General features: G+C 76.0%; 18 protein-coding genes. 4 read left to right on the forward strand and 14 right to left on the reverse strand.

Features of this window, described 5'->3' with window-relative positions; genetic code table 11:
* Positions 1-9: 9 nt before the first annotated feature.
* The 3 genes from ACFQ8T_RS11810 to ACFQ8T_RS11820 form a co-directional block, all read right to left on the reverse strand.
* Complete coding sequence (locus tag ACFQ8T_RS11810; protein ID WP_430546725.1) at positions 10-1896, reverse strand: glycosyltransferase; 1887 nt, start codon at positions 1894-1896, stop codon at positions 10-12.
* Between the two features lie 10 nt (positions 1897-1906).
* Positions 1907-3781: a glycosyltransferase gene (locus tag ACFQ8T_RS11815; RefSeq protein ID WP_430546726.1), complete on the reverse strand. Its 1875-nt coding sequence runs from the start codon at positions 3779-3781 to the stop codon at positions 1907-1909.
* A 62-nt stretch (positions 3782-3843) separates the two neighbouring features.
* Positions 3844-5805: a peptidoglycan recognition protein gene (locus tag ACFQ8T_RS11820; protein ID WP_430546727.1), complete on the reverse strand. Its 1962-nt coding sequence runs from the start codon at positions 5803-5805 to the stop codon at positions 3844-3846.
* A gap of 203 nt (positions 5806-6008) precedes the next feature.
* Here ACFQ8T_RS11820 and ACFQ8T_RS11825 point away from each other — a divergent pair, with 203 nt between their 5' ends.
* Complete coding sequence (locus ACFQ8T_RS11825; protein ID WP_430546728.1) at positions 6009-7379, forward strand: SpoIID/LytB domain-containing protein; 1371 nt, start codon at positions 6009-6011, stop codon at positions 7377-7379.
* A gap of 13 nt (positions 7380-7392) precedes the next feature.
* Here ACFQ8T_RS11825 and ACFQ8T_RS11830 read toward each other — a convergent pair whose 3' ends face one another.
* The gene (locus tag ACFQ8T_RS11830) at positions 7393-7581 is read right to left on the reverse strand and encodes a Trm112 family protein (protein WP_429764604.1); all 189 of its coding nucleotides are present in this window, start codon (positions 7579-7581) and stop codon (positions 7393-7395) included.
* The gene (locus ACFQ8T_RS11835; protein WP_430546729.1) at positions 7578-9020 is read right to left on the reverse strand and encodes a phosphomannomutase/phosphoglucomutase; all 1443 of its coding nucleotides are present in this window, start codon (positions 9018-9020) and stop codon (positions 7578-7580) included. Before ACFQ8T_RS11835 ends, ACFQ8T_RS11830 begins: the two co-directional genes overlap by 4 nt.
* A gap of 104 nt (positions 9021-9124) precedes the next feature.
* Here ACFQ8T_RS11835 and manA point away from each other — a divergent pair, with 104 nt between their 5' ends.
* Positions 9125-10333, forward strand: a complete 1209-nt coding sequence (manA, locus tag ACFQ8T_RS11840; RefSeq protein WP_430546730.1) for a mannose-6-phosphate isomerase, class I — start codon at positions 9125-9127, stop codon at positions 10331-10333.
* A 27-nt stretch (positions 10334-10360) separates the two neighbouring features.
* Here manA and ACFQ8T_RS11845 read toward each other — a convergent pair whose 3' ends face one another.
* Positions 10361-10717 (reverse strand): DUF3499 domain-containing protein, encoded by a 357-nt coding sequence (locus tag ACFQ8T_RS11845; protein ID WP_429764601.1) that lies wholly within the window; start codon positions 10715-10717, stop codon positions 10361-10363.
* Positions 10718-10891: 174 nt separating this feature from the next.
* Between ACFQ8T_RS11845 and ACFQ8T_RS11850 the strand changes: the two genes are divergently transcribed.
* Entirely contained in the window at positions 10892-11380 is a 489-nt protein-coding gene (locus ACFQ8T_RS11850; protein WP_430546731.1) for a metallopeptidase family protein, read from the forward strand.
* Positions 11381-11495: 115 nt separating this feature from the next.
* On the opposite strand, the gene ACFQ8T_RS11855 is transcribed toward ACFQ8T_RS11850, so the two are convergent.
* The 3 genes from ACFQ8T_RS11855 to ACFQ8T_RS11865 all read right to left on the reverse strand — a co-directional run bounded on the left by ACFQ8T_RS11855 (position 11496) and on the right by ACFQ8T_RS11865 (position 16946).
* On the reverse strand, positions 11496-13166 hold the full coding sequence (locus ACFQ8T_RS11855) for a DUF5719 family protein (protein WP_430546732.1): 1671 nt from the start codon (positions 13164-13166) through the stop codon (positions 11496-11498).
* Positions 13163-16522, reverse strand: coding sequence for a glycosyltransferase (locus ACFQ8T_RS11860; protein WP_430546733.1), 3360 nt, complete (start codon positions 16520-16522; stop codon positions 13163-13165). Before ACFQ8T_RS11860 ends, ACFQ8T_RS11855 begins: the two co-directional genes overlap by 4 nt.
* 88 nt (positions 16523-16610) lie before the next feature.
* Positions 16611-16946 (reverse strand): WhiB family transcriptional regulator, encoded by a 336-nt coding sequence (locus tag ACFQ8T_RS11865; RefSeq protein ID WP_430546734.1) that lies wholly within the window; start codon positions 16944-16946, stop codon positions 16611-16613.
* Positions 16947-17108: 162 nt separating this feature from the next.
* Here ACFQ8T_RS11865 and ACFQ8T_RS11870 point away from each other — a divergent pair, with 162 nt between their 5' ends.
* Complete coding sequence (locus tag ACFQ8T_RS11870) at positions 17109-17867, forward strand: TIGR03089 family protein (RefSeq protein WP_430546735.1); 759 nt, start codon at positions 17109-17111, stop codon at positions 17865-17867.
* A 31-nt stretch (positions 17868-17898) separates the two neighbouring features.
* Here the strand turns inward: ACFQ8T_RS11870 and ACFQ8T_RS11875 are convergent, their stop codons facing one another.
* From ACFQ8T_RS11875 to ACFQ8T_RS11895, 5 genes are all read right to left on the reverse strand, one after another.
* Positions 17899-18654 carry a class I SAM-dependent methyltransferase gene (locus ACFQ8T_RS11875; protein ID WP_430546736.1) on the reverse strand — a complete coding sequence of 252 codons (756 nt, stop codon included), beginning with the start codon at positions 18652-18654 and terminating at the stop codon, positions 17899-17901.
* Positions 18655-18792: 138 nt separating this feature from the next.
* Positions 18793-19749 carry a lysylphosphatidylglycerol synthase domain-containing protein gene (locus ACFQ8T_RS11880; RefSeq protein ID WP_430546737.1) on the reverse strand — a complete coding sequence of 319 codons (957 nt, stop codon included), beginning with the start codon at positions 19747-19749 and terminating at the stop codon, positions 18793-18795.
* On the reverse strand, positions 19746-20918 hold the full coding sequence (locus ACFQ8T_RS11885) for a glycosyltransferase (protein WP_430546738.1): 1173 nt from the start codon (positions 20916-20918) through the stop codon (positions 19746-19748). Before ACFQ8T_RS11885 ends, ACFQ8T_RS11880 begins: the two co-directional genes overlap by 4 nt.
* On the reverse strand, positions 20915-21922 hold the full coding sequence (locus ACFQ8T_RS11890) for a glycosyltransferase family 2 protein (protein WP_430546739.1): 1008 nt from the start codon (positions 21920-21922) through the stop codon (positions 20915-20917). The genes ACFQ8T_RS11885 and ACFQ8T_RS11890 overlap by 4 nt, the downstream gene beginning before the upstream one ends.
* Positions 21919-23610: a DUF2142 domain-containing protein gene (locus tag ACFQ8T_RS11895; RefSeq protein WP_430546740.1), complete on the reverse strand. Its 1692-nt coding sequence runs from the start codon at positions 23608-23610 to the stop codon at positions 21919-21921. The genes ACFQ8T_RS11890 and ACFQ8T_RS11895 overlap by 4 nt, the downstream gene beginning before the upstream one ends.
* Positions 23611-23684: the final 74 nt, after the last annotated feature.

A 23684-nucleotide genomic window follows, 5' to 3' on the forward strand; every position in this document is an offset into this window, starting at 1 on the left:
TCCTCCTGGTCAGGGGGTCGGTCGGTCGGGCTCGTAGCCGCCGCGCAGGCGGGTGTACGCGCGGTACCCGGCCTTGCGCACCCGCTCCGGCACCACGCGGTAGCCGGCGCGCACCACGACGTTGCGCACCATCTGCGGCCCGGTGAGGAAGCCCTCGGCGTGCAGCGTGCGCTGCAGCGCGAGCTCGGACGCCAGCAGACGGCGGCCGCCGCGGCGCGCGTAGGCCCCGGCGCCGACGCGGTACAGCACCAGCGGCTCGACGACGTTCTCCGCGTCCGCGCCGCCCGCGATCATGCGGGCGAAGAGCAGGTAGTCCTCCATGAGGTCCAGGTGCTCGTACCCGCCCGCGGCGGCGACCGCCGAGCGCCGGTACACGACCGACGGGTGGTTGAACGGGTCGCGGAACCGTGCGGTGGTCGCGATGGCGTCGCCCGTGGGCGGCACGCGCACCATGCCGGGCGCGTGCTCGTCGTCGTCGAACTCCTGGATCGCCGAGCCGACGATGTCGCACCCGGCGGCGACGAGCGGCACCTGCGCGGCGAACCGCTCGGGCCGGGAGATGTCGTCCGCGTCGGCGCGCGCCACGATCTCGTGCTTGCACGCCTCCAGCCCGGCCTCCAGCGCGCAGGCGAGACCCACGTTCTTCTCCAGCGGCACCAGCGTGACGGGCACGGCGCTGAGCTCGTGCAGGCGCCCGAGCACGGCGGCGACCTCCTCGCCCACGGGCCCGTCGCGCACGACGACGACCTCGTCCGGCCGCAGCGTCTGGTCGCGCGTGACGGACAGGAAGCTGCGCTCCAGGTGCGCGGCGTCGTCGCCCGCGTACACGGGCAGCAGCACGGAGAACCGGTGGTCGTCGAGAACGCCGCGAGCAACAACTGGTGCATCGGACGCAGAACCAACGACCGTCCGATTAACAGTCGGGCGCTCAGATGTCATGCCGTCGCCGTCCTGCCCCCGCTCGACGCGCGCCACGCTGAGGGCGGCGGGCCCGACGCCGGCGAGCACCTCGCTGTCGGCCCGCGGCCGGCGCACGACGCCGTGCCACAGCCCGCGGCCGCCGGCCTTGAGCAGGGTGCCGCGGTCGGACGAGCGCGCGACGGTGCGGGCCCAGCGGCGCAGCGTGGAGCCGCCGTAGAGCAGCCGCTCGGAGGGCGCGAGCGCGGACGACCGCGTGAACGTCCAGATCTTGTTGCGCACCTCGTAGTAGAAGCGCGGGCCGGGGTCGTGGTCGGTGCCGACCAGCCGGGCGGTGCGGTGCTCGACGACGCTGCCCGGCACGTACAGCCCGGTGCCGCGGCGCAGCAGCCGCGTGGAGTACTCGAAGTCGTCGTTCCAGATGAAGAAGTCGCTGACGGGCAGGCCGTGCTCCCGCACCGCGTCCGCGTCGACCAGCATCGAGACGAACGACATCGACCGCACCGGCATCGCGCCGGCGGCGCGCGCCCGGGCCGCCTCGGCGGGGGACGCCCCCGGGCGGCTGCGGGGCGTGTTCATCGGGTGGTCGCTGCCGTCGGTCCACACGACGCGGCTCGCCATCGCGGTGACGTCGCCGGCATAGGCGTCGCGGGCGCCGAGCAGGGCCTCGAGCGCCGTCTCGGTGGGGACCGTGTCGTCGTCCATGAGCCACACGAGGTCGGCCTCGAGGTCGGCGACGGCGGTCGCGAGGCCGACGGCGAAGCCGCCCGCGCCGCCGGTGTTGCGCTGGAGCGCCACGACCTCCGGGGCGCTCGGGTGGGACCGCGCGACCTGCAGGGCGTCGTCGGTCGACGCGTTGTCGACCACGACCGTGCGGTCGATCGGCCGGCTCTGGGCGGCCAGCGCGTCGAGGGCCGCGCCGAGCAGCGCGGCCCTGTTGTACGACACGACGACCGCGACGACGGTGGGAGAGGACATCCCGCACATCCTAGTGGTGCGGGGAGGGGCGCCGGACCCCGCCCGGTGCGTCGTGCGGAGCGCCCGCGGAACGGGCGAAGGTCGCGCGCCACGTCTCCGGCGCCGCCAGCGCCGGTGCCGCGGCGCGCCAGCGCCGGGACACCGCGCCCCACCGCGCCGCGAGGCGCAGGTGGGCCACCACGGTCGCGCCGGCGAGGCGCCACACGCGACGCCGTTCGTGGCGCAGCCAGGTCCCGGACGCGCCGTCGCCGGCCAGCACCAGCACGGAGTCGTGCTCCGGCACCTCCCACCAGGTGGCCTGGTCGCGGGTCAGCGCGCCGCGCGGCATCCCGCCGGGCGCCGGGCGCAGGTTGCGCGCCAGGCCGCGCAGCGTGAGCCGCACGAGCGCCACCGGCGAGGTGGGCTTCGGCCGGGCCGGCGCCGTCCAGCGCCGCGCCACCGCGGCGTCGAACACCGCGTCCCCGGGCCGGTACGTGGTCGTCTCGGGGTAGGCCGCGCCCACGGCGCGCGACGCGGGGACGACGTCGCCGAGCCCCGCGTGCAGGTCGCCCGGCCCGGCGAGCAGGTCGCGCAGCGCTCGGACGTGCAGGTCCACCGGGTAGTACCGCATCCCCAGCAGCAGCTTGAGGTCGGTGGCGAGCAGGTTCGCCAGGAGCAGGCCGCCGCGCGGGCGGCGGGCGTGCAGCAGCGCCGCGACGATCCGGTTGCGCACGTGCACGTACGCCTGCCACTCAACGGTGTCGTCCTTCTCCGTCCACGCCACGTGCCACAGCGCCGCGCCCGGGAAGGACACCGTGGCGTGGCCGGCGTCCCGCGCGCGCAGCCCGAACTCGGCGTCGTCCCACTTGAGGAACAGCGGCAGCGACAGCCCGACGTCGCGCAGCACGGCGGTGGGGATGAGGCACATCCACCAGCCGTTGAAGTCGCTCTCGCCGCGCGCGTGCAGCCAGGGGGTGTCCCGTAGCGGCGCGGCGGCCAGGTCGTGCCACTGCTGGTCGGCCTCGGGCGGACCCCAGTTGAAGGTCCCCTCGTGGACCACCTCGCTGAAGGAGTTGAGCACCGTGGGGCGGTTCAGGTCGAGCATGTGCCCGCCCACGACGACGGGCTCGCGCGCGGCGCGGTGGAACCGGATCGCGCGGAGCAGCGCCTCGGGTTCCACCTCGACGTCGTCGTCGAGGATGAGCACGGCGTCCGCGCCGTCGCGGTCCAGCGTCTCGAGCATGCCGCGCGAGAAGCCCCCGGAGCCGCCGAGATTGCCCTGCTCGACGACCGTGAGCTGGTCGCCGAGGGCCGCGGCCACCTCCGGGTAGTCGGGATGGTCGACCAGGCGTCGCGTGCCCTGGTCGATCACGAACACCGTCCCGACCGCGCCGCGGAGCGCCTCCGACGACGCGATCCGGCGCAGCGTCGCGACGCAGTACTCCGGCTTGTCCATCGTGGTGATCGACAGGCACACGTCGCCCGTCCGCCGCGGCGCGACGTCCACGAGCCAACGCGCGTCGGTGACCAGGACGTCCGCGTCGCCCGCCTCCACCTCGAACCACAGCCAGCCGCCGTCGGCCATGCCCGAGACGTCGGCGTCGAGCGTCACCGTGCCGCCGTCGACCGGCGCGGACCCCACGACCGACGCGGCACCGCGCGCGTCCGAGCGGACGAGTCGCAGCGTGCCGGCGCCGGCCGCGGCGACCTCCAGCCGCACGGTCCCGGCGCCCGCCCAGCGCACCCAGTAGGAGGCGGGGAACGCGGAGAAGTAGGTGGCGAGCCCCTGGCTCCTGCCCGCAGGCACGCGGACCGCGCCGTCGGCGACGACGGCGGGCCCCTCCTCCACGGCCAGGGCTCGGCGGTCGGGTGGGAGCGTCAGGATCAGCTGTTGCGCCAGGTGCACGCGCCCGACCCTAGCGTCCGCCGCCGGTCGTCCCCGCCGACCGGCCTCTCAGGCACCGTCCGCTACCACCTCGTCAGGGCGATCTTGCTGATCCGCACCTGCTTGCCGGAGTCCAGCGTCTTGAGCGTGACAGTGCCGCTCGTCCTCGGCACCCACACCGTGAAGATCCGGTCGCCGTCGGACGCCCTGCCGAAGTCCAGCGTCTCGATCGCCTTCCCGCCGACCCGCACCTGCAGGCGACCGTCCGAGGGGCTGGTCGCCCCGCGGATCACGACGCGACGCACCTGCTTCGCGCCCGGGAGCTGGACGTAGGCGCCCTTCGTCGTCGTGCGGTACGCGTAGTCGCCGAAGTAGGACGAGCCGGTGACCTTCTTCCACCCGGACGACTTCTTCCAGCTGGAGGGACTGATCGCCCTGTTGGTCCGCGCCAGCGTGGTGAGCGGTCCGCGGCGATGGTCGGGGTCGACGGCCCGCACCGCGAGCTCGCGGGACTGGCCGGCGCTCTGGCCGAGCGTGATCGAGGTCCCGGACGTCAGCTTCACCTCCCGCCAGTAGTACGTGTACGGCATGCCCTCGTTCCACCTCGCGTAGCGCTGCAGCACCTGGTAGCTCGACGCACCCGAGACCGGCTTCCACCGGTACGTGGAGCTGCCGTTCCACTGCACCGGCACCTGGTTCGACGTCGGGTCGACGCGCGTCGGCGCCTTGACCGTCGGGGCTATCCCGCCGTACTTCTTGATCGCGGCGTCCCGCCGCGAGTCGGCGCCCGAGCGGATCGTGCCCATCTTGGCCGCCAGGTACTGCCCCGGACAGGCCGTCAGGTTGGTGGTCCGGTGCATGAGCACCGTCGGCACCCTGACGTCGGTGCCGGGCTTGGCGCGCGTCCCCGAGCCCGTGCTCCCGCCGGTCGGGAGCACCACCGTCCCGCGCGGGTTGATCCCGTACCGATAGCTCTTCCAGGCGACGACCCTGGCGAGCGCCGTGACGAGCGCGCTCGACGGCCTCGCCGTGTCGAAGTTCCCCATCGCCGAGATCCCGATGGTGCCGGTGTTGTACCCGCCGGCCTGCGCGCCGACCGGGTTGTCCCACCGCGACTTCTTGCGCCCCTCGAAGATGTTGCCGTACTTGTCCACGAGGAACTGGTAGCCGATGTCGGGCCAGCCCCGGGACTTCGTGTGATAGGCGTAGACGCCGCGCACCAGCGCCGCGGACTGGCTCTCCTTGTAGCTGTTGGTGCCCGCCGTGTGATGGATGTAGATGGCCTTGAGCTTGCCCGAGATCTCCGGCCACTTCCCGGACAGGGACTCGTCCGCACCCCACCCGGAGCGGCTGACGATCTTCGGGCGGATCTCGGTCCCGGTGCCCGCGTCGGCGGACGCCGCGGGGGCCTGGTCGTCGCCCACGGACGCGTCGGCCCGCGAGGTCCCCGGGTCCACGACGTCGACCTTCAGGCCGGTCGGCGGCACCCCGCTCTCGGTGCGCACGCGGACCTGGACGCCGTCGGCCCCCGCCGTCACGAGCGGCTCGGTCCCCGCCCGGCTGCCGGGCAGCCCGATGTCGTCGATGCCGAGCGACTGCCACTCGCTCCACGTCCCGGACTCGCGCACACGGACCGCCACCTCGGTCACCGCCGCGGTGGACGTCCCGTCCCACGTCACCCCGGCGACCAGGAAGTCCTGCGTCGTGGTGCGCTCGCTCAGCGCAGCGAGCGCCCCCTCGTCCGGCTCGGGCGTCGGGACGTCGCTCAGCGTCTCGGCACCCTCCACCGCGGCGGTGTTCCCGGCGGCCTCGGCCGCGGCGTCGTGCTCGTGCCCGACGGCGTCGGCGAGCGCCCCCTTCTCGTGCCGGGCGCCGGCGTCGATGCCGCGCACCGGGACGTCCTCCACGTCCGGGGCGACGGCGTGCGCCTTCGGGACGGGGAGGGAGACCGTGGGGAGCACGACCCCCGCGAGGGCCAGCGCCACGACGGTCGACGTCGTGACGGCGGTCCGGGCCGCCCGTCGAACCCTGCGTGTCGTCGTCATGCTCGTCTCCGCTCGTCCAGCTCTGGTCGATCTTCGGGCGATCTTCGGGCGATCTCTGGGCCGATCGAGGTCGCGCATCGTCGCGCCGGGCACCTGACCCGCACGACGATAGGGACGGATCGGTCGACCAGCACCTCGAACGGGGATCCTTCTCCTCCGGATGCTCGTGCGCCGCCCCTGAGGCACAGTGCATGAGGGGGTGCATGACGATGACGCACGAGCTCTCGACACTGTCGACCGTGGCCCGACGACCTGGGAGGCCCGGACCGCGGCGCCGGCTGCGGCGCGCCGTGGCCGCGGCCGTCGCCGGCCTGCTGGCGGTGAGCGGCACCGTGGTGGCCGCGACGTCCGCCGAGGCCGCGGTCCCGTCGTCCTTCACGCTCACCGGCTCGGGCTTCGGCCACGGCGTGGGGATGCCGCAGTACGGCGCCTATCAGATGGCGCGGCAGGGGTCCGCCAGCTGGAGCATCCTCCAGCACTACTACTCCGGCGGGAAGGTCGCCTGGAAGGACACGACCGGCAACAACATCCTGGTCCAGGTCTACGGCAAGGACCCCCTCGGGCGGTCCGGCTACGGCGACTCGAGGACGACGACCACGGTCACGGTGAGCGGCGGCGACTGGCGCCTCGCCGACGAGGACGGCAAGACCCTGGCCTCCGGCTCCGGCACGGAGACCTTCGCGGTCACGGTCACGGCCGGCGGACGGTCCCGGATCACGGTGAACGACAAGAGGTACTACGACCAGCTGCTGCGCATCACCTGGTCGGGCACCCGGTACTACAAGCCCACCGGGAGGACGGCGGTCGCGACGGTGTCCGGGGCGCACGGCTCGTACAAGCACGGCCGCCTCACGACGACGGCCCGCGGGGGCGTCCCCAACATCACCAACGACGTGCTGCTCAACACCGAGTACCTGTACGGCATCGCGGAGATGCCGTCGTCGTGGGGGCTCAACGACGGCCTGTCCGCCCTGGCCGCGCAGGCGATCACCGCCCGGTCCTACGTCATGACCAAGCCGCTCCTCGCCGCGTGCCGGTGCAACGTCGTCGACGACGTGCGCGACCAGTACTACTCGGGCTGGAAGAAGGAGAGCGAGGGCACGGACGCCAGGTACGGCAAGGTCTGGAAGAAGGGCGTCGACGCCACCACGTCCAGCCGCACCAGGGCCCGGGTGCTGACGTACGGCGGCACCGCGGTGGCCGCGCACTACTACTCGTCCAGCGGCGGGCGGACGGCGAACTCGGAGGACGTCTGGTCGTCGAGGATCGCCTACGAGCGCTCGGTGTCCGACCCGTACAGCAAGGCGGCCCCGGGCAACTCGTACGCGTCGTGGACCCGCAAGCTCACCCAGTCGCAGGCCCGCTCGCTCTTCGGACTGTCGAACGTGCAGTCGATCAAGGTCACGGCGAAGTGGTCGAGCGGTCAGGTGCGCACGCTCACGGCCACGTCCTCGACCGGGAAGACCGCGACGGTCACGGGCAAGGCCGACACGATGCGCGCGAAGGTGGGCGCCCGCACGACCGCCGGGTCGATGCCCGCGGCGTGGATCACGAAGATCACCGCGGTGTCCTAGGGCAGGGCCCGGGTCACAGCGGGCGGGCGTCGCTCTCCAGCAGCACGGGGACGCCGTCGCGCACCGGGTACGCCAGGGGCCGCTCGGGGTCGGTCGAGCGCAGCTCGGGCTCGCCGTCCGGGCCGACGGCGTCGACGAGCTCCGCGCCCGTCACCGGGCAGCGCAGGATCGAGCGCACCCACGGGTCGATCGAGCTGGTCATGCGTCCTCCGTCCGCACGAGCGACAGGACGTCGTCGCGCACCTTCGTCATGATGTCCTCGTCGGCGGCCTCGACGTTGAGCCGCAGCAGCGGCTCCGTGTTCGACGCGCGCAGGTTGAACCACCACTGCGGGTGGCCGTCCCAGTGCGCCACGGTGAGGCCGTCGAGCGTGTCCACCTCCGCCTGCGGGTAGGCGCTCGCGTACGCGTCGCGGACGCGCTCCGTCGCCGCGGCCGCGTCCGCCACGGTCGAGTTGATCTCGCCGGATGCCACGTACGGCGAGTACATCTCCGCGAGCACGGACAGCGGGTGCGGCTGCCCGCCGAGCGCGGCCAGCACGTGCAGCGCCGCGAGCATCCCGGTGTCCGCGAAGAAGAAGTCGCGGAAGTAGTAGTGCGCGCTGTGCTCGCCCCCGAACACGGCGTCGTGCTCCGCCATCTGCGCCTTGATGAACGAGTGGCCCACGCGGGTACGCACCGTCGTCGCGCCCGCGGCCTGCAGCAGGTCGGGCACGGCGCGGGACGTGATGAGGTTGTGGATCACCGTGGGCGTGCGGCCCGCCTCGAGCTCCTTGGCCACCTCGCGCAGCCCCACCAGCGCCGTCACCGCAGACGGCGAGACCGCGTCGCCGTGCTCGTCGACGACGAAGCAGCGGTCGGCGTCGCCGTCGAACGCGAGGCCCAGGTCGGCGTCGTGCTCGACGACGGCGGCACGCAGGTCCTCGAGGTTCTTCGGGTCCAGCGGGTTGGCCTCGTGGTTCGGGAAGCTGCCGTCCAGCTCGAAGTACAGCGGGACGACGTCGAGCGGCAGCGCCGGCAGGCCGGCGGCCGTGTCCAGCACCGCGGGCACGGTGTACCCGGCCATGCCGTTGCCGGCGTCCACCACGACCTTGAGCGGCCGGATCCCCGACACGTCGACGAGACCGCGCAGGAACGCCGCGTAGTCGGCCAGGGTGTCGACGTCGGAGACCGTGCCGGGCGTCGCCGCCGCATCGTCGTCGGAGGGGTCGGCCGACGGGGCGCCGAGCAGGCGCTGCGCGAGGTCGCGGACGTCGGCCAGGCCGGTGTCCTGCCCGACGGGCCGGGCCCCCGCGCGGCACAGCTTGATGCCGTTGTAGACGGCGGGGTTGTGGGACGCCGTGAACATCGCCCCCGGGGCGTCCAGCGCGCCCGACGCGTGGTAAAGCCCGTCCGTGGAGCACAGGCCGATCCGCACGACGTCGACGCCGGCCGCGGTCACGCCCGCGGTGAACGCGTCGACCAGCTCCGGCCCGGACTCGCGCATGTCGTGCCCGACGACGACCCGGGTCGCGCCCTCCGGTGCCGCCACCACGCGGGCGAAGGCGGCGCCGATCGCGCGGGCCACGTCCGGCGAGAGCTGGTCGGGCACGATGCCGCGCACGTCGTACGCCTTGATGATGTCGGCCAGGTCGATCGTCACGCCCCACAGCGTACGTGCCTGCCGCGCCCCGGGGCGGGTGGTTCTGCGGGCGGACTTCCGGCGCGGGCGGCGCCGCGCGGGCGCACGTGTGGAAGGGTGGTCCCGTGCCTGAGCTCTACCCGCTGGAGAACACGGTCCAGCACGCCGACTGGGGCTCGCGCACGCGGATCCAGGAGCTGCTGGGCACCGAGCCCGACGGCACGCCGGCCGCCGAGCTCTGGCTGGGCGCCCATCCCAGCGCGCCGTCGCGGGTGAACGGCGACGGCTCCCTGCTGGAGCTCGTGCGCTCCGCCCCGGACGCGATGCTGGGCCGCCGGGTCGCGGACGAGTACGGGCCCCGGCTGCCCTACCTGCTCAAGGTCCTCGCGGCCGAGCGGGCGCTGTCGCTGCAGGTGCACCCGAAGCCGCACGCCGCCCGCGCCGGGTTCAACCGGGAGAACCGGCAGGGCCTGCCCCCGGGCGACCCGGGCCGCTCGTTCCACGACGACCAGCACAAGCCCGAGATGGTCGTCGCGCTGACCGAGTTCGAGGGGCTGGCCGGGTTCCGGGCGCCGCGCGCCGTCCTCGACCTGCTCGACGGCCTCGACGGCGGCCTCGTGGACGCCGTCCGCGCCGTCCTGCGGGACGACCGCTCCCCCGGCGGCGTCAAGGCCGCGTTCTCCCGCCTCGTCGCCGCGCGCCGCGACCCGGGCGCGCCGGCCGACGTCGCGACCACCGTCGCCTCCGTCACCGCGCGCCTGGCCGGGGGCTCGCCGTCGTCCCGCGCCGACGCGACCGTGCTGCAGCTCGCCCAGCAGCACCCGGGCGACCCCGCCGCGCTCGCGTCGCTGCTGCTGAACCGGGTCACCCTCGACCCCGGCCAGGGTCTCTTCCTCCCGGCGGGCGAGGTGCACGCGTACCTGTCCGGGCTCGGGGTCGAGATCATGGCGTCGTCGGACAACGTGCTGCGGGCGGGCCTCACCTCGAAGCTGGTCGACGAGGCCGCCCTGGTCGAGTGCGCGTCGTTCGTGCCGCGCCCGCCGCAACCGCCGCGCACGCGATCCGCGGGCGGGCGCGGCCAGGTGACCACCTACCGCGCCCCGGTGCGGGAGTTCGCGCTCACCGTGGCCGACGTCGACCCGGTCGAGGACGTCGAGCTGCCCGCCGAGGGACCCCGGATCGTGCTGTGCCTCTCCGGCGACCTCAAGCTCGTCGCCGAGGGCTGCCCCGCCCCCGCGACGCTGCACCGCGGCGGCTCCGTGTTCGTGCCGCACGACGCCGGGGAGCTCAGGCTGTCGGGCGCCGGGCACGCGGTGTGCGCCTGGGTCCCCTGACCGGGCCGCGGCGACGACCGCGACGCGTCAGTCGGCCTCGCGCAGCACGCGCAGGTGGCCGCGACGGGCGGTCTCGGTGACCGACGACGGCTCGCCCGCCGGCTCCTGGCGCACCCGCCCCGCCTCGCGGACGGCCTCCGCCAGCGCGGACAGGTCGTCGGGCGACGGGGCCGGCTCCTCGAACGCGGGGGTGAGGCGCACGACCTCCCACCCGCGGGGCGCCGTCAGCCCTTCGGCATGCTGGGCGCACAGGTCGTAGCTGTGCGGCTCGGCGTGCTGCGCGAGCGGACCCAGCACGGCCGTGGAGTCCGCGTACACGTACGTGAGCGTCGCGACGGCGGCATGCGTGCATGCCGTGCGCGAGCACTGCCTCACCGATCTCACGCGGGGAGAATACGCCGCGGCCGGGGGCGCGTGCGCGGGGCTCGCCGGTCGGTGCGGGTCGTGACCGCACCGTGACCCCGGCAGCGACGGCGGGACGGGGCGTCGCGACCGGCGTCGGGACAGCTTCGGGACCGGCTCGGGCTCCGGCATCGCGATCGGCCGTAGGCTCGACGGGTGCAGCACGCCCCCCGCCCCGAGCACCGCCCCGAACCCGCTCCGGCGCCCGGCCCCGCTCCCGACCCCGCCGCCGTCCCCCCGGCCCGTCGTCGCGACCGCCGTGGTCGCGGGGTGCGCGGACCGCTCCTGCCGCCGGGGATGCCGGCGTACCGCACCCGCGCGGAGCAGTTCGACGACCTGGTGCTCGACGTCGTCGAGCTGCTGCAGCGCCGCTGGGGCCCGCAGCTCGCCGGCACGGAGTTCGCCGTCGAGGACGTGCCGCCGTCCGAGCCCGCACCGTGGGAGTCCGACGGCGTCCCGCTGGGCCGCTGCTTCCCGGCCGAGGCCGGCCGGCCGGCGCGCGTCGTGGTGTACCGCCGCCCGGTGGACTTCCGCGCCGCCGACGACGCCGACCGCGCCGACCTGGTGCGCGACGTCGTCGTCGAGCAGGTGGCGCACCTGCTGGCCCGCACGCCCGAGGAGATCGACCCCGGCTACGACTCCTGACCCGCGAATTGTCAGAGCCACGGGGGGTCGAGCACGCCCTGGTTCTGACAAGTCCCGGAGCCAGGAGCTGCCAGAACCGGGACCGGGAATGGCGGGACGTGGGTCTGACAGGTCGTCAACCGGCGTCGACGGTGCGCACCTCGACGGCGCCGGGGGTCGTGACGGCGGCGGTCGGGGCGGCGGCGGCCAGCAGGGCCCCGGAGTCGTCCGTGCCGTCGTCGGCGCGCAGCACGGCGGCCCACGTGAGCGCCAGGTCGGCGCTGCCCCCGTCGGCGCGGTCGACGCTCACCCCGGCGGGTGCCGTGCCCTCCGCCACGACGTCCTCGAGCGCGACGGGCGTCGTCACGCCGGCGGTGAGCTCGACGTCCTCGCTGCCGATCTCGGCGCCCGACGCGTCGTAGACCCGCACCGTGACGCCCGCCGTGCCCTCGGGGTCGGCGTCGGGGCCGCGGTCGGGCGACACGGCGGCGAGCGTGAGGCCCGTCCGCACGCCACCCGGCACGGCCAGCTGGCCCGCGGGTCCGGCGCCGTCCGACGCGTGGACCGGCTGGGCCGCCGACCACGCCACGTCGTACGGGGTGCCGTCCACCACGGAGTCGTCCGGCTGTCGTCCCGGCTGGTCCGTCCGTGCGGCGCCCACGACCGGCACGTCCGCGTCGACGACCATCGTGTACCAGCCGTCGGGCAGCCCTCCGAGGGGCACGTCCGTCACGGCGCCGGCCTCCAGCTCGACCTCGTCGGCGCCGCGCAGCACCACCGGCCCCGACGGCCCGTACACGGTGACGCGCGCCGTCCCGTCCTTCTCCCCGGGCGCCAGGAGCCGCAGCCGTGGGGCGTGCGGGTCGTCCACCGCCTCGCCCCGGCTCCGCACCGCCCCGACCGCGAGCGACTCCCGCGGCGACGCGCCGGCCGTCAGCAGGTCCACCCCGGCAGGCAGCAGGCCGTCGATGGCCTGGGTCTGCAGGCTCGCGTTGACCCGGGCGCCGGCCGCGCGCACGTTGACCGCGAGACGGCCCTGCTCCGGCGCGACGGACTCCAGCCGGGTCGTGACCTGCTCGTGGGGCGCGACGGTGAACGTCCCCTGGCCGCCGAGGGCGACGGGGCCGCCCGGCCCGTACACGTCGAGGGCCACCGTGGCGGGCTGCTCCGACGGGTTCTGCACCGTGAGCGTGGCGGTCGAGCCCACCTCCGTGCTGCCTCCCACCAGCCACTGCGACGTCGACGGCGCGGTGCACGCACCCGCCCCGAGCCCGCGCAGGTCGCCCTGCGTCGTGACCGACCCCATCGTCCCGGCCGCGCGGAACGGCTCGTCGGCCACCGGCGTCGCCCGCAGCACGCGAGTGGCGTCCACGCCGCCCTGCCAGGCGGCCGCGGCCTCGCCCGTGGCGAGCTCCTCCGACTCCTTGCCGCCGAGGGCCGTGGTGCGCGCGCCGTCCTCCGCGCCGCCCAGCACGAACGCCCCGAGACCGCTGGTCGTCGGCACCGGCGTCGCGTCGAACTGCTGGTCACCGACGTCGGCGCCGTCCGGCAGCGCGACCGGCGTCGGGCAGACGAGCGTGGCGTCCGCCGGCTGCACCCCGACGGTGCGCGTCCCCGCGGCCACGGCCTGCTGCTCCGCACCCGTCCACGACTGCGCCCACTGGTCGCCCAGCACGGCCACCGCCGCCAGCGCACCGACGGTCACCACCCCGGTGACCGCCGCCGCCGTGGCGCGCACGCCGCGCGGCACCCGGGTCGTCCGCACGTCCTCGCCCGCCTTCCCGGCGCCCTTCCGGGGCGCCGTCATCGTCCCCGCCGCCGTCCGACCGGCAGCGCCAGCAACGCGTGCACCAGGAGGACCAGCCCCGCGGCGGCGAGCCAGGCGGTCCGGTGCGGCGCCTCGAACCACACCCGCACGTGGCCCGTCTCGGCGCCGACCGCGAACGCCTGCGTCCCCCCGGCGCCGACGGCCGGGAGCCGCTGCCCGCCGAGCGTCGCGTGCCAGCCGGAGTCCGCCGTCTCCGCGATCCGCAGCGTGCGGTCCTCACCGCCCGGGGCGAGCCGGCCGCCGGCGCTCGTCCCGTCGGACGGCACCGTGCGCACCGCGTCCTTCGGGGCGAAGAACGGCGTGGGCGCGGCGTCGCCGCCCTCGAGCACGGTCGCCCAGCCCGGCGCGGGGCCGTCGGTCGTGACGCGCCAGACGAGCGTGCCATCCTCGGTCACGCGCGCGAGGCCCGGGACGAGGTCGAGCGTGGTGGCGAGCTCCGCGTCGCCGCCGGCGGGGACCTGAACGGCCCCGATGCCGAGCGCCGCGAGCCGGTCGACGACGTCGGTCGAGCGTCCGGTCGCGACCTCCGCCACGACCTGGTCCAGCAACGCGGTGTCGGTGCGCTCGGCGCCGCCCACCAGGCCGGCGGCGCGGGCGCGCACCACCGTGGAGGAGTCCTCGAGCCGGGTGCCGTCCGCGTGCAGAAGCGCGTAGTCGACCACCGCCTCGCCCGACGCGTCGGCGTCGCCGCCCGGCTGCACCCGGTCGAGCTGCAGCACCCGGGCCGACCGTGGGGGCGCCTGCATCTGGGTGCCGACGGCGGGCACCACGGCGGTCTCGGCCGCGCGCAGGTCGCCCACCCGGCCGCCGGTGGAACCGAGCGCCCACGACGCGAGCTGCGCCGCCGGCAGCGCGAGGGCCACCACGGCGACCGCGACGACTCCCACGGACGCGACCCTCCGCGTCCCGCGCGGCTCCCGGCCGACGGGCTCCGCCGTGGGCACCCGTCCCGTCGACGGCAGCGCGCAGATCGCGGCGGCGCCCAGCGCGAGCAGCAGGACCGACAGCCCGACGCCGGGCCAGCCGGTCACGCTCGCTGCCGTGCCGTCGCCCGCCGACCCGCTCGCCACCGCCGTCGCGACGGCGAGCACGGCCGTCGTCAGGCCCGCCGCCCCGGCGAGCCACGCCAGGCGCACCCCGCGCACGGCCCGCGGCCGCACCAGCGCGACGGCCGCCAGCACCAGGACGGCGCCGCCCAGCAGGGCCGGGCCCACGACGGCGACCCGCCCGAGCGTACCGTCGGTCCCGAGCCAGGGCTCGAACCACGCGGTGTCCCCGGGCAGGCCGAGCAGCAGCTCCACCGCCGTCGGCGGGCCGGACGCGACCAGCGGGGCTCCCGGCTCGGCCACGAGCAGGCGCCACCCGCCGTCCGACCAGGTGCCGAGCACCTCGCCCCAGAACGGCAGCGGCACGACGACGGCCGGCAGCAGCACCAGCAGCAGCGACCGCCACGCGCGGCGCACCAGCAGGGCGCCGACCCCGATCAGCACCACGGCCACGGGGAGCAGCACCGGGGCCGCGCACACCGCGACCGCGAGCAGCAGGCCGGCGGCACCGGCCGCGCCCAGGGACCCGCGGCGCCGTCCGGGCGCGAGCGCGACGTCCCGCGCCTGGACCCCCACGGTGCGCAGCACAGCGACGAGCAGCCACGGCAGCGTCAGGTGCACGACGACCGCCCCGAGACGGCCGGAGCCCAGCGACGCGAGGAAGCCGGGCGCCGCCGCCCAGGCGAGCGCCGCCACCGCGCGCACCACGACCGACCTCGTCAGCGCTCCGGCCGCGAACCAGCCGCCGAGGGCGGCCAGCGGCAGCGCGAGGAGGACCAGCGCGTTCACCGCCGTCTGCAGCCCGCCGCCCGCCAGCACGGCGAACGCGGTGAGCGGCACGAGCAGCGGGTCGGCGGGCGCACGCACCCCGAGGCCGTCGCGCACCCAGCCCGACGTCGCCGCCTCCCAGACGTCGCCCACGGTGCCGGGCGCCGGCAGCAGCCCACCGCCCACGACCCGTCCGCCGTCGGCCAGCACGCCCTGCCACGGGCCGAAGAGGGCGACGTCGAGCGCCACCACCACGACCACCACGACCGCGAGCACCGTGCGGCGCGTGCGCCCGAGGCGCCGCAGGTCGGCACGCTCCAGCTCGCTCGGCGCCCACCGGGCGCGCTGCGCCTCCGCACGGGCCAGGCGCGCGTCGCGGCGTTCGCCGGCCACCTGCCGCCACGTGCCGAGCAGCGGCGTCAGCACGCGGCGCGGGAGGCGGCGGGTGCGGGCCGCGCGCCGGCGGGCACGGTAGAGCGGCACCAGGCGCAGCGTCGTGACCACGGCGGCCACGAGCTCGTCCCGGGCGTGCGCGGGCCGCTTGAGCGCCAGCCGGTACATGGCCGCGAACGGCGCCCACAGGAGGGTGGCGAGCCAGACGAACGGCAGCAGCGGGAGCGGTGCCTCGACGAGGCGCAGGTAGAGCTGGCTGCGGCGGCGGGCGTAGCGGGACGCCTCGAGGTCGGGCGCCAGGGCCCCGCGTCCGCGCAGCCCCAGCAGCGAGGCCTGCGCGTGCTTCACGACGGCGTCGGGCACCACGACCACGCGGTGACCGGCGAGCCGGGCCCGCCGGCACAGGTCGAGGCCGTCGCCGAACGGGCCGAGCTCCGGGTCGGTGCCGCCCAGCTCGGCCCAGACGTGCGCCCGCACGAGGGCGCCCGCCAGCCCGACGGCGAGCACGTCCTCGCGGGCGTCGTGCTGCCCCTGGTCGATCTCGGTGTCGTCGATGCCGGTCATGCGACGGCCGAGCGGCGACACGGTGCTGCCGACCTCGATCAGCATGCTCGCGTCGGGGGCGGGGGTGCCGTCGGCCTCCACCGGCCAGCGGCGCTGCTTGCAGCCCGCGACGGCCACGGCGCTCGAGTGCTCGACGGCGCGCAGCAGGCGGGACAGGGCGTCGGGCTCCGGGGCCGAGTCGTCGTGCAGGATCCACAGCCAGCCGGTCTCGGGGACGCCGACGACCTCCTGGGCACGGTCGACCGCCTCGCCGAGGCTGCGGACCCCCGACGCCGCGACGAAGCGGGCGCCGCCGAGGCGCAGGTCGGGGTGCGCGGCGGACTCCGACGCGCCGACGTCGACCACCACGACCTCGTCCGCGGCACGCTCCTGACGCGCGAGCGCGTCGAGGGTGGCGTCGAGGAAGCGGGTGCGGCCGCGGGTCACGACCACGGCCGTCACGGTGACGACCAGAGGGACGGCTCCGGTGCCGTCGAGCGTGCGGTCGGGCGCGACGGCGACGGTCGCGCCCGTGGGGGCGACCTCCCCGCCGGGGCGGGCTGGGATCGGGTGCGGAGCAGTCATCCTGCCCGCCATGATGCGACGGGCCCCGATCCGGTCGTGGGATATCCGTCCCGAGCGTGTCGGGCCGGACATCCGGTCGGGCGTCGGGTCAGACGGCGCGGCGCTTCAGCTTGCGCCGCTCCCGCTCGGAGAGCCCGCCCCAGATGCCGAAACGCTCGTCGTTCGCGAGCGCGTAGTCCAGGCACTCGGCCCGGACCTCGCAGGACGTGCAGACCTTCTTGGCCTCACGCGTGGACCCGCCCTTCTCCGGGAAGAAGGCCTCCGGGTCCGTCTGGGCGCACAGCGCCCGTTCCTGCCACCCCAGGAGCGTCTCGTCGTCGGTCGTAGCGGCGCCGAACAGCGGGAGCACCGGCGCCACGCGCTCGGGCTCACGGCCGACGTCTGACGGGAAGACCCCCCGGTCCCCATCGAGCAAATTCCACATGGCGTGCCCCTCCATGCCGTTCTCTAGGGAAACTGCATACCTGGAATTACACGCGTGTCCTTCGGAGGCGTCAAGTCGAAATGTGCTAGTGATTGCGATCTCCACTGCCCATTCACATGCGTGCCGGCCTGTGCTGGTCCGGGCACTCGTAGGCTGACCTGCGTGAATCCGCTCCCCGCCGCCGGCCGCACCCCCACGACGATCTCCCAGATGATGGATCTCGTCCTGTCGGATCCGGGGCGTCCCCGCCTCACGTGGTACGGCGACGGCGGCGAACGGGTCGAGCTCTCCGGCGCCGTGCTCCAGAACTGGGTGAGCAAGACCGTGAACCTGCTCGTGGAGGAGTTCGACGCCGCACCGGGCACGGTCGTGACGCTCGACCTGCCCCCGCACTGGCGCGGCGTGCTCTGGGCACTGGCCGCCTGGCGCTGCGGCGCCACCGTGGAGCCCGCCGGCGACACCCCCGCGAAGGCAGGCGACGTCGTCGTCACCGCGCGTCCCGACGCCTGGGCCCCCGTGCTCGCCGGGCCCGGTGCCGCCGACCTCGTGGCGGTCGCGCTGCCCGCGCTCGCCCGGTCGTTCGGCGGCGACCTCCCGCCCGGCGCCGTCGACGCCGCGGGCGCCGTGATGACCTACGGCGACGTCATCGGGTGGGCCCCCGAGACGGACCCGGCCGCCGTCGCGCTGGACGCCCCCGACGGCACGGTCGCGTTCGCCGACCTGGTGCCCGGCAGCGGCGTGCCCGGTGCCCGGGTGCTCGTCGACGGCGTCCGCCCGCTGGGGGGTCTGCTGCGCGAGCTGCTCGCCGTCTGGGCCGCCGACGGCTCCGTGGTCCTCGCCTCCGCCGCGACCGCTGCCGAGCTCGCGGCCGACCCGGCCCGCCTCGACCGCCTGCGCGAGACCGAGCGCATCACCGCCTGACGAGAACCTGCTGCGGGCGTTTCCTCGTGGTTCAGGAGGCGGCACGGCCCCAGGCGACCAGCCCGGTGCCGGTGCGCGGGAACGCGCGCTGCGCGACGCGGAACGGCCAGGTCGCGGCGGCCACGAGCGTGCCCTGCGCGGACGTCGACGGCTGGAACAGCCGCCCGCTGCGTGCGGTGCGGTCCGCCGTGCTGCCCTCCTCGCGCAGTCCGGGCCGCCGGCGCGCGAGCTGGTTGCGCGCCGCCTCCAGCGCGTACCCGAGCGGGACGCCGTACAGGCGCAGGCCGACGTCGGTCAGGCCGGCGTCGCGCAGCAGGGCCACGAGGGCGGCCGGGTCGTAGCGGCGGAAGTGCCCGACGGCCTCGTCCATCGGGCCGTACCGGCGCTGCCAGGCCGGCGTGGACAGCAGCAGGGTGCCGCCCGGTCGCAGCCGCGCGCCCCACTCGCGGAGCGCCGCGGCGTCGTCCTCGATGTGCTCGATCACCTCGAACGCGCACACGAGGTCGAAGCGCTCGGCGGCGGGCAGGGAGTCGAGCGGTCCCTGCACGACCGTGCCCGGCACCCCCGCCTCGACGAGGCGCTGCTCGGCGGTGCGCGCGCTGTCGGCGTCGAGCTCGACGCCCGTGTACGCCGCGGCGCGGGCGGCGAGCCGGACGCCGACCGCGCCCTGGCCGCAGCCCACCTCGAGCACACGGCCGGCGGCCCCCGGCAGCAGCGGTTCGACCACGTCCCACCGCAGGCTGCCGTACAGCGTGAGCGGTGGCAGGGAGGCGGCGGTGTTCGGCACGGGCATTCCTTCGTCCTCGACGGCTCGGGCAGCGGCACCAGCGGCTTGCAGGGTCATGGTCGGCCGGGGCCAGCCTGCCAGCACGGCGGCCGTGGTGGCACCACGCCCCGCCGCGCGAGCGGCGTCTCCTCGAGGCGCCTACCTCGGCCGCGCGAGCGCGCCGAGGCCGGCGAGGGCGAGGTCGGCGAGCGTCACCAGCACGCGGCTGACCAGCACCAGCAGCAGCACCGCGGCGTGCGGCAGCGCTCCGGCCAGCACCGCGAGCAGCACCAGCTCGCGCGCGCCGGCGCCGGCGGGCACGACGACGACGAGGAACCCGACCACCCACGCCAGCGCGTAGCCGCCGACGGCGAGCGCGACGCCCTGCGCGTCGGGCGGCATCCCGAGGCCGACGGCGAGCACCCACACCTGCGCCCCCGCGAGCAGCCACCCGGCCACCGACCACAACGTGGCGGCGCCGAGCCCACGCCACCCGAGCGGGCGGTCGAGCGGGGGGCGGCGCGCGACCCGCAGCGCCCACGCGACCAGACGGTTGAGCACGGGCGGCAGCAGGACGACGGCGACGGCGGGCAGCGCCCACAGCACCGGCCCGGCGGCCCCCAGCGCCCCGGTCGCGACGAAGGGCAGCGCGACCAGGCCGACGACCGCGCCGGACACGACCCCGACGAGCGTCGCGACCGCCGTGGTCGTCACGGACGTGCGGCGCGCGATCCCGTGGTCGACGCCGAGCTCCGCCGCCGCGACGACGTTCCACACCCCGCCCGGCACGTACTTGCCCAGCTGGCTCAGGCCGAACACCCGCAGCGCGACCCGCAGGCCGGTCGGGGCGCCGAGGTCGGCGAGCACGACGCGCCACGACACGAAGGTGCACAGCACGAAGGCGACCGACAGCACGAGCGCGACGGCGAGCCGCTGCCAGGAGAGCTCGGCGGCCGCGCGGGCGAGGTCGTCCCCCGCGGCGACGACGGCGTACACCGCGAGCCCGAGCGCGAGGAGGAGGAAGCCCCAGCGCACCCAGGGCGACCGCAGCACCGCGAGCGCGCGGGCGAGCCGCCCGGACGGCGCCCCGGTCTCGCCCGCCGCGTCGCCCGTCACGGCCGCACACCGCGCGACGCGAGCAGCCGGACCAGCGGACGGACGACGGCGGCGGGCCGGGCGAGGTCCCGCCCGGTCGTCGCGCGGGCCCTGGCCGCGACGAGGGCGGCCGGGTCGCGCAGGGCGAGCAGCCGGTCCGCGAGCGCCGCCGGGTCGGCGGGCGGGACCAGCTCGAGGTGGTCGCCCAGCAGCCGCCGCTGCGGCTCCGTGTCGGAGGTGACCACCACGCAGCCGGCGGCGAGGCCCTGGAACACCTTGTTCGGCACGACGCGCAGCCCCTTGGGGGTCGCGGAGAAGATCCCGAGGCAGACGTCGTGGGCGGCGACGACGGCCGGCAGGTCGTCTGCCTCCACCCAGTCGCACCAGGTGATCCCGGGGGTGCCGCGGAGCCGGTCGCGCACGGACGGGAGGTCCTGGCCGGAGCCGACGAGCGTGACCTCCAGGGCACGCCCGCCGCGGGCGGCGTCCTCGGCCGCCCGCGGCAGCACGGCGGCCAGCGCCTCGGCCAGCACGTCGGTGCCCTGCAGCGGCGTGAAGAGCCCGAAGAAGACGACGCGCAGGGGCCGGGCGTCGTCGGTCGCGGCAGCGTCGGCAGGGGCATCGTCGGTGGGGTCGGCGGGAGCGGCGTCGAACCACTCCTGCGGTGCCCCGACGGGCACGACGAGCCCGCGGGCGGCGCGGGATCCGGCGAGCTCGCCGAGCATCCGCAGGTGCTCGGGGGTGTCCAGCAGCACGACGTCGGCGCACGACGTGGCGACGCGGTCCAGGCCGCGCAGCAGCGTGACCCGCGCACCCCGCGCGCCGCGGTCGGCGGCGGTGTCCCCCGCGAAGACGAGGTGGTCGAGCAGCACCGGGGCGCGACCGAACAGCAGTCGGGCGAGCACGACGTCGAAGTGGCCGAGGTAGCCGACGAGCACCGCGTCCGGGCGGCCGTGCGCGCGACGGTGCGCCACGACGTCGCCCGCGAGCAGCACCCAGCAGCGCAGCAGCCGCACCAGCAGGCCGGGCAGGCGCCACGGCCGGCGCAGCATCCGCACCCGCTCGGCGGTGCTCAGGCCGAGGGGCCGGTCGAGCTCGCGCACCGTGTACCCGTGGGCGCGCAGCCCGTCGACGAGCACGCCGACGCGCGGGTGCCGGGCGGCGTCGTACGTGCCGAACGCGACGATCACGCGTGCGCGTCCTCGTCGTCCCGCGCCACGGCCGCGGCGCCGCCGTGGGCGCCGTCGTCGGGCCGCGGGCCGTACTGGAGCTCCTTGAGCCGCTCGAGGGTCTCCTCCATCAGGGTGCGGTTGGTGCGCAGCAGGTCGGCGACCACGAGCAGCGCGAGGCACAGCAGCGCGCCGACGAGCATCGCGCCGGCGAAGACGAGCGACTGCACGTGGCCGCCGGCGTCCCCCTGGGCGAGGAAGACGAGGAACCGGACGGCGGGCACGGCCGCCGCGACGAAGAACACCGCGAAGAGCGTGAGGAACACCAGGTGCGGGCGGAACATGATCCACGACCGCACGATGGCCTTCCCCGACCGGGCCATGTGCTGCCAGATGTTGGCGAACAGCCGCGACTCGCGCGTCTTCGCGTTGGTGGTGATCGGCAGGCTCGTGATCCGCAGGCGCTTGTTCCCCGCCTGGACGATCGTCTCCATGGTGTAGCTGAACTGGGTCACGACGTTCAGCCGCAGCAGCGCACCCCGCGAGTACGCGCGGAAGCCGCTCGCGGCGTCCGGCAGCGACGTCCCGGCGGCCGCGCTGACGACGCGGCTGCCGAACCGCTGCATCCGCTTCTTGAACGGGGAGAAGTGCTCGATCGTCGCCGTCTGGCGGTCCGCGACGACGATGTCCGCCTCGCCCGCGACGATCGGCGCGACGAGGTCGCCGATGCGCTCGGACGGGTACTGGTTGTCGCCGTCCGTGTTGACCACGACGTCGGCCCCGTGGGCGAGCGCGTAGTCGACGCCGTCGCGGAACGACCGCGCCAGCCCTCGCGTGCTGGTGTGCCGCACGACGTGCCGGACGCCGAGACGGCGGGCGACCTCCGCCGTGCCGTCCGTCGACCCGTCGTCGACCACGAGGACCTCGACGCTGTCGAACCCCTCGACCTCGCGCGGGATCGTGGCGAGCACGAGCGGGAGCGTCCCGGCCTCGTCGAGGCACGGGATCTGGACGAACAGCTTCATCGCGCATCCTTCGGGGCGCCGGGGGCCGCCGGCGGCAGGGCGCCGGGGGCCGGGTCGATCGACGACGCCGCGAGTCTACGGGGCCACAGGAGCCCGACGACCAGCCCCCCGAGCAGCACGGCACCCGCGACGGCCAGCAGGGCGACGAGCGCGGGCTCGGGCAGCGGGCTCCAGGCCAGCCACCGGTCCACGGCGTCGCCGAAGGTCTCGCCGGACCCCCGGTAGAACGCGTCGAACGCCCACAGCAGGCCGCCGACGGCGGCGGCGAGCGCGAGCGTCACGACGACCGGCACGCCGCGGGCGAGGCGCCGGTCCGAGCGCCGCGCGAGCTGCCAGGCCGCGATCGCCACCGCCGTCGCGAGCGCGACGACGCCGCCGAAGACGTACCGCCCCTGGATCGCGACCAGGCGGCCGGTCTCGGCGTGGAAGTCCCAGGCGTTGTACGCGACGCCCGCCGCGAGCGCGGCGGGGGTGAGCAGCACGACGACGGCGGTCCGGCGCGCGCCGGGCAGGACGAGCGCCGCGAGCGACGCGGCCATGAGCGCCACCGTCCCCCAGACGATCCACGCCCCCGCGAGGTGCACCTCGAGCCACGACAGGTTCCCGAAGAACGACTGCGCGAGCCGGCCCGCGATGATCGACGGGACGTCGGCGTCGGGCACGGTCGCGAGGATGGTCAGCTCGCGGGGCCGGCCGACGGGCTGCACGGCGCCGAGGGTGAGCACGTTGCGCACCCACCACCACCCGCCGACGGCGAGCGTCACGCCGCCTGCGACGGCGAGGCGGCCGAGCCGGCCGGGCCAGCGGCGCCCGCGGGCGAGCGCGTACGCCGCGACCACCATGGGCACCGCGAACGCCAGCATGACCTTGGTGAGCAGGCCGAGGCCGAGCACGACGCCGATCGCCACGGCCACCCGCCACCGCAGGTCCCCCGTGACCACCCGCACGGCGAGGTACGTCGCGGCGGCGCACGCCAGGACGACGAGGGCGTCGTTGTTCACGGCCCCCATGACGTGCCCGAGCTGCGGCAGGAGGAGGGGGAACGCCCCGGCGACCAGGCCCGCGGACGGCGACCCCGTGGCCCGGCGTGCCGACTCGGCGGCGAGGGGTACGACGAGCGCGAGCAGCAGCGCGTCCAGGAGCCGCAGCGCCAGCGTGACCTGGTCCCAGCGGGCGTCGGTGAGCCCCGTCGCGTGCAGCACGCCCGCGCCCAGGGCGTAGTAGAGCGGGGGGTGCTGCGTCATCTGGTCCACCTCGGTGCCCGACGACGCGTCGCCCAGCGCGTTGCCGGCGTCGAGGCGGGTGCGGTCCTCGCGCGGCACGGGCACGACGTCGACGAACTGGCGGGCGTCCTCGCGGTGCTGCCACCGGCCGGGCAGGTCGGCGGGGTACCGGGCCTCGTCGACCGCCTGCGCGATCGCCGGGGAGAAGTAGGCGTCGCCGGGCGACGGCCAGCCGCCGCCGTACGCGATCCGCAGCACGCTGTTGACGTGGTTCTGCTCGTCGGGCGACCGGAACATGGGCGTGACCGCGGCCCACACCACCGTCCACGCCGCGACCACGAGCGTGAGCGCGGCGACGGCACGCCGGTAGCGCCGTCCGGCCGGGGGCCGCGCGGTACCCGTGCGGGGATCAGGGGTGCCGGTCGCCGCGGGAGCCCGGCGCGCGTGCGGCGTCGTGTCCGTCACGACCACAAGTCTCCCCCACGATCCCGATCGGCGACGGGCTGCGGACCAGCGCCGACGTTCGACCCACACATTTC

Source organism: Isoptericola sp. NPDC056618 (genome assembly GCF_042792715.1).
GTDB classification, from domain to species: Bacteria; Actinomycetota; Actinomycetes; order Actinomycetales; family Cellulomonadaceae; genus Isoptericola; species Isoptericola nanjingensis.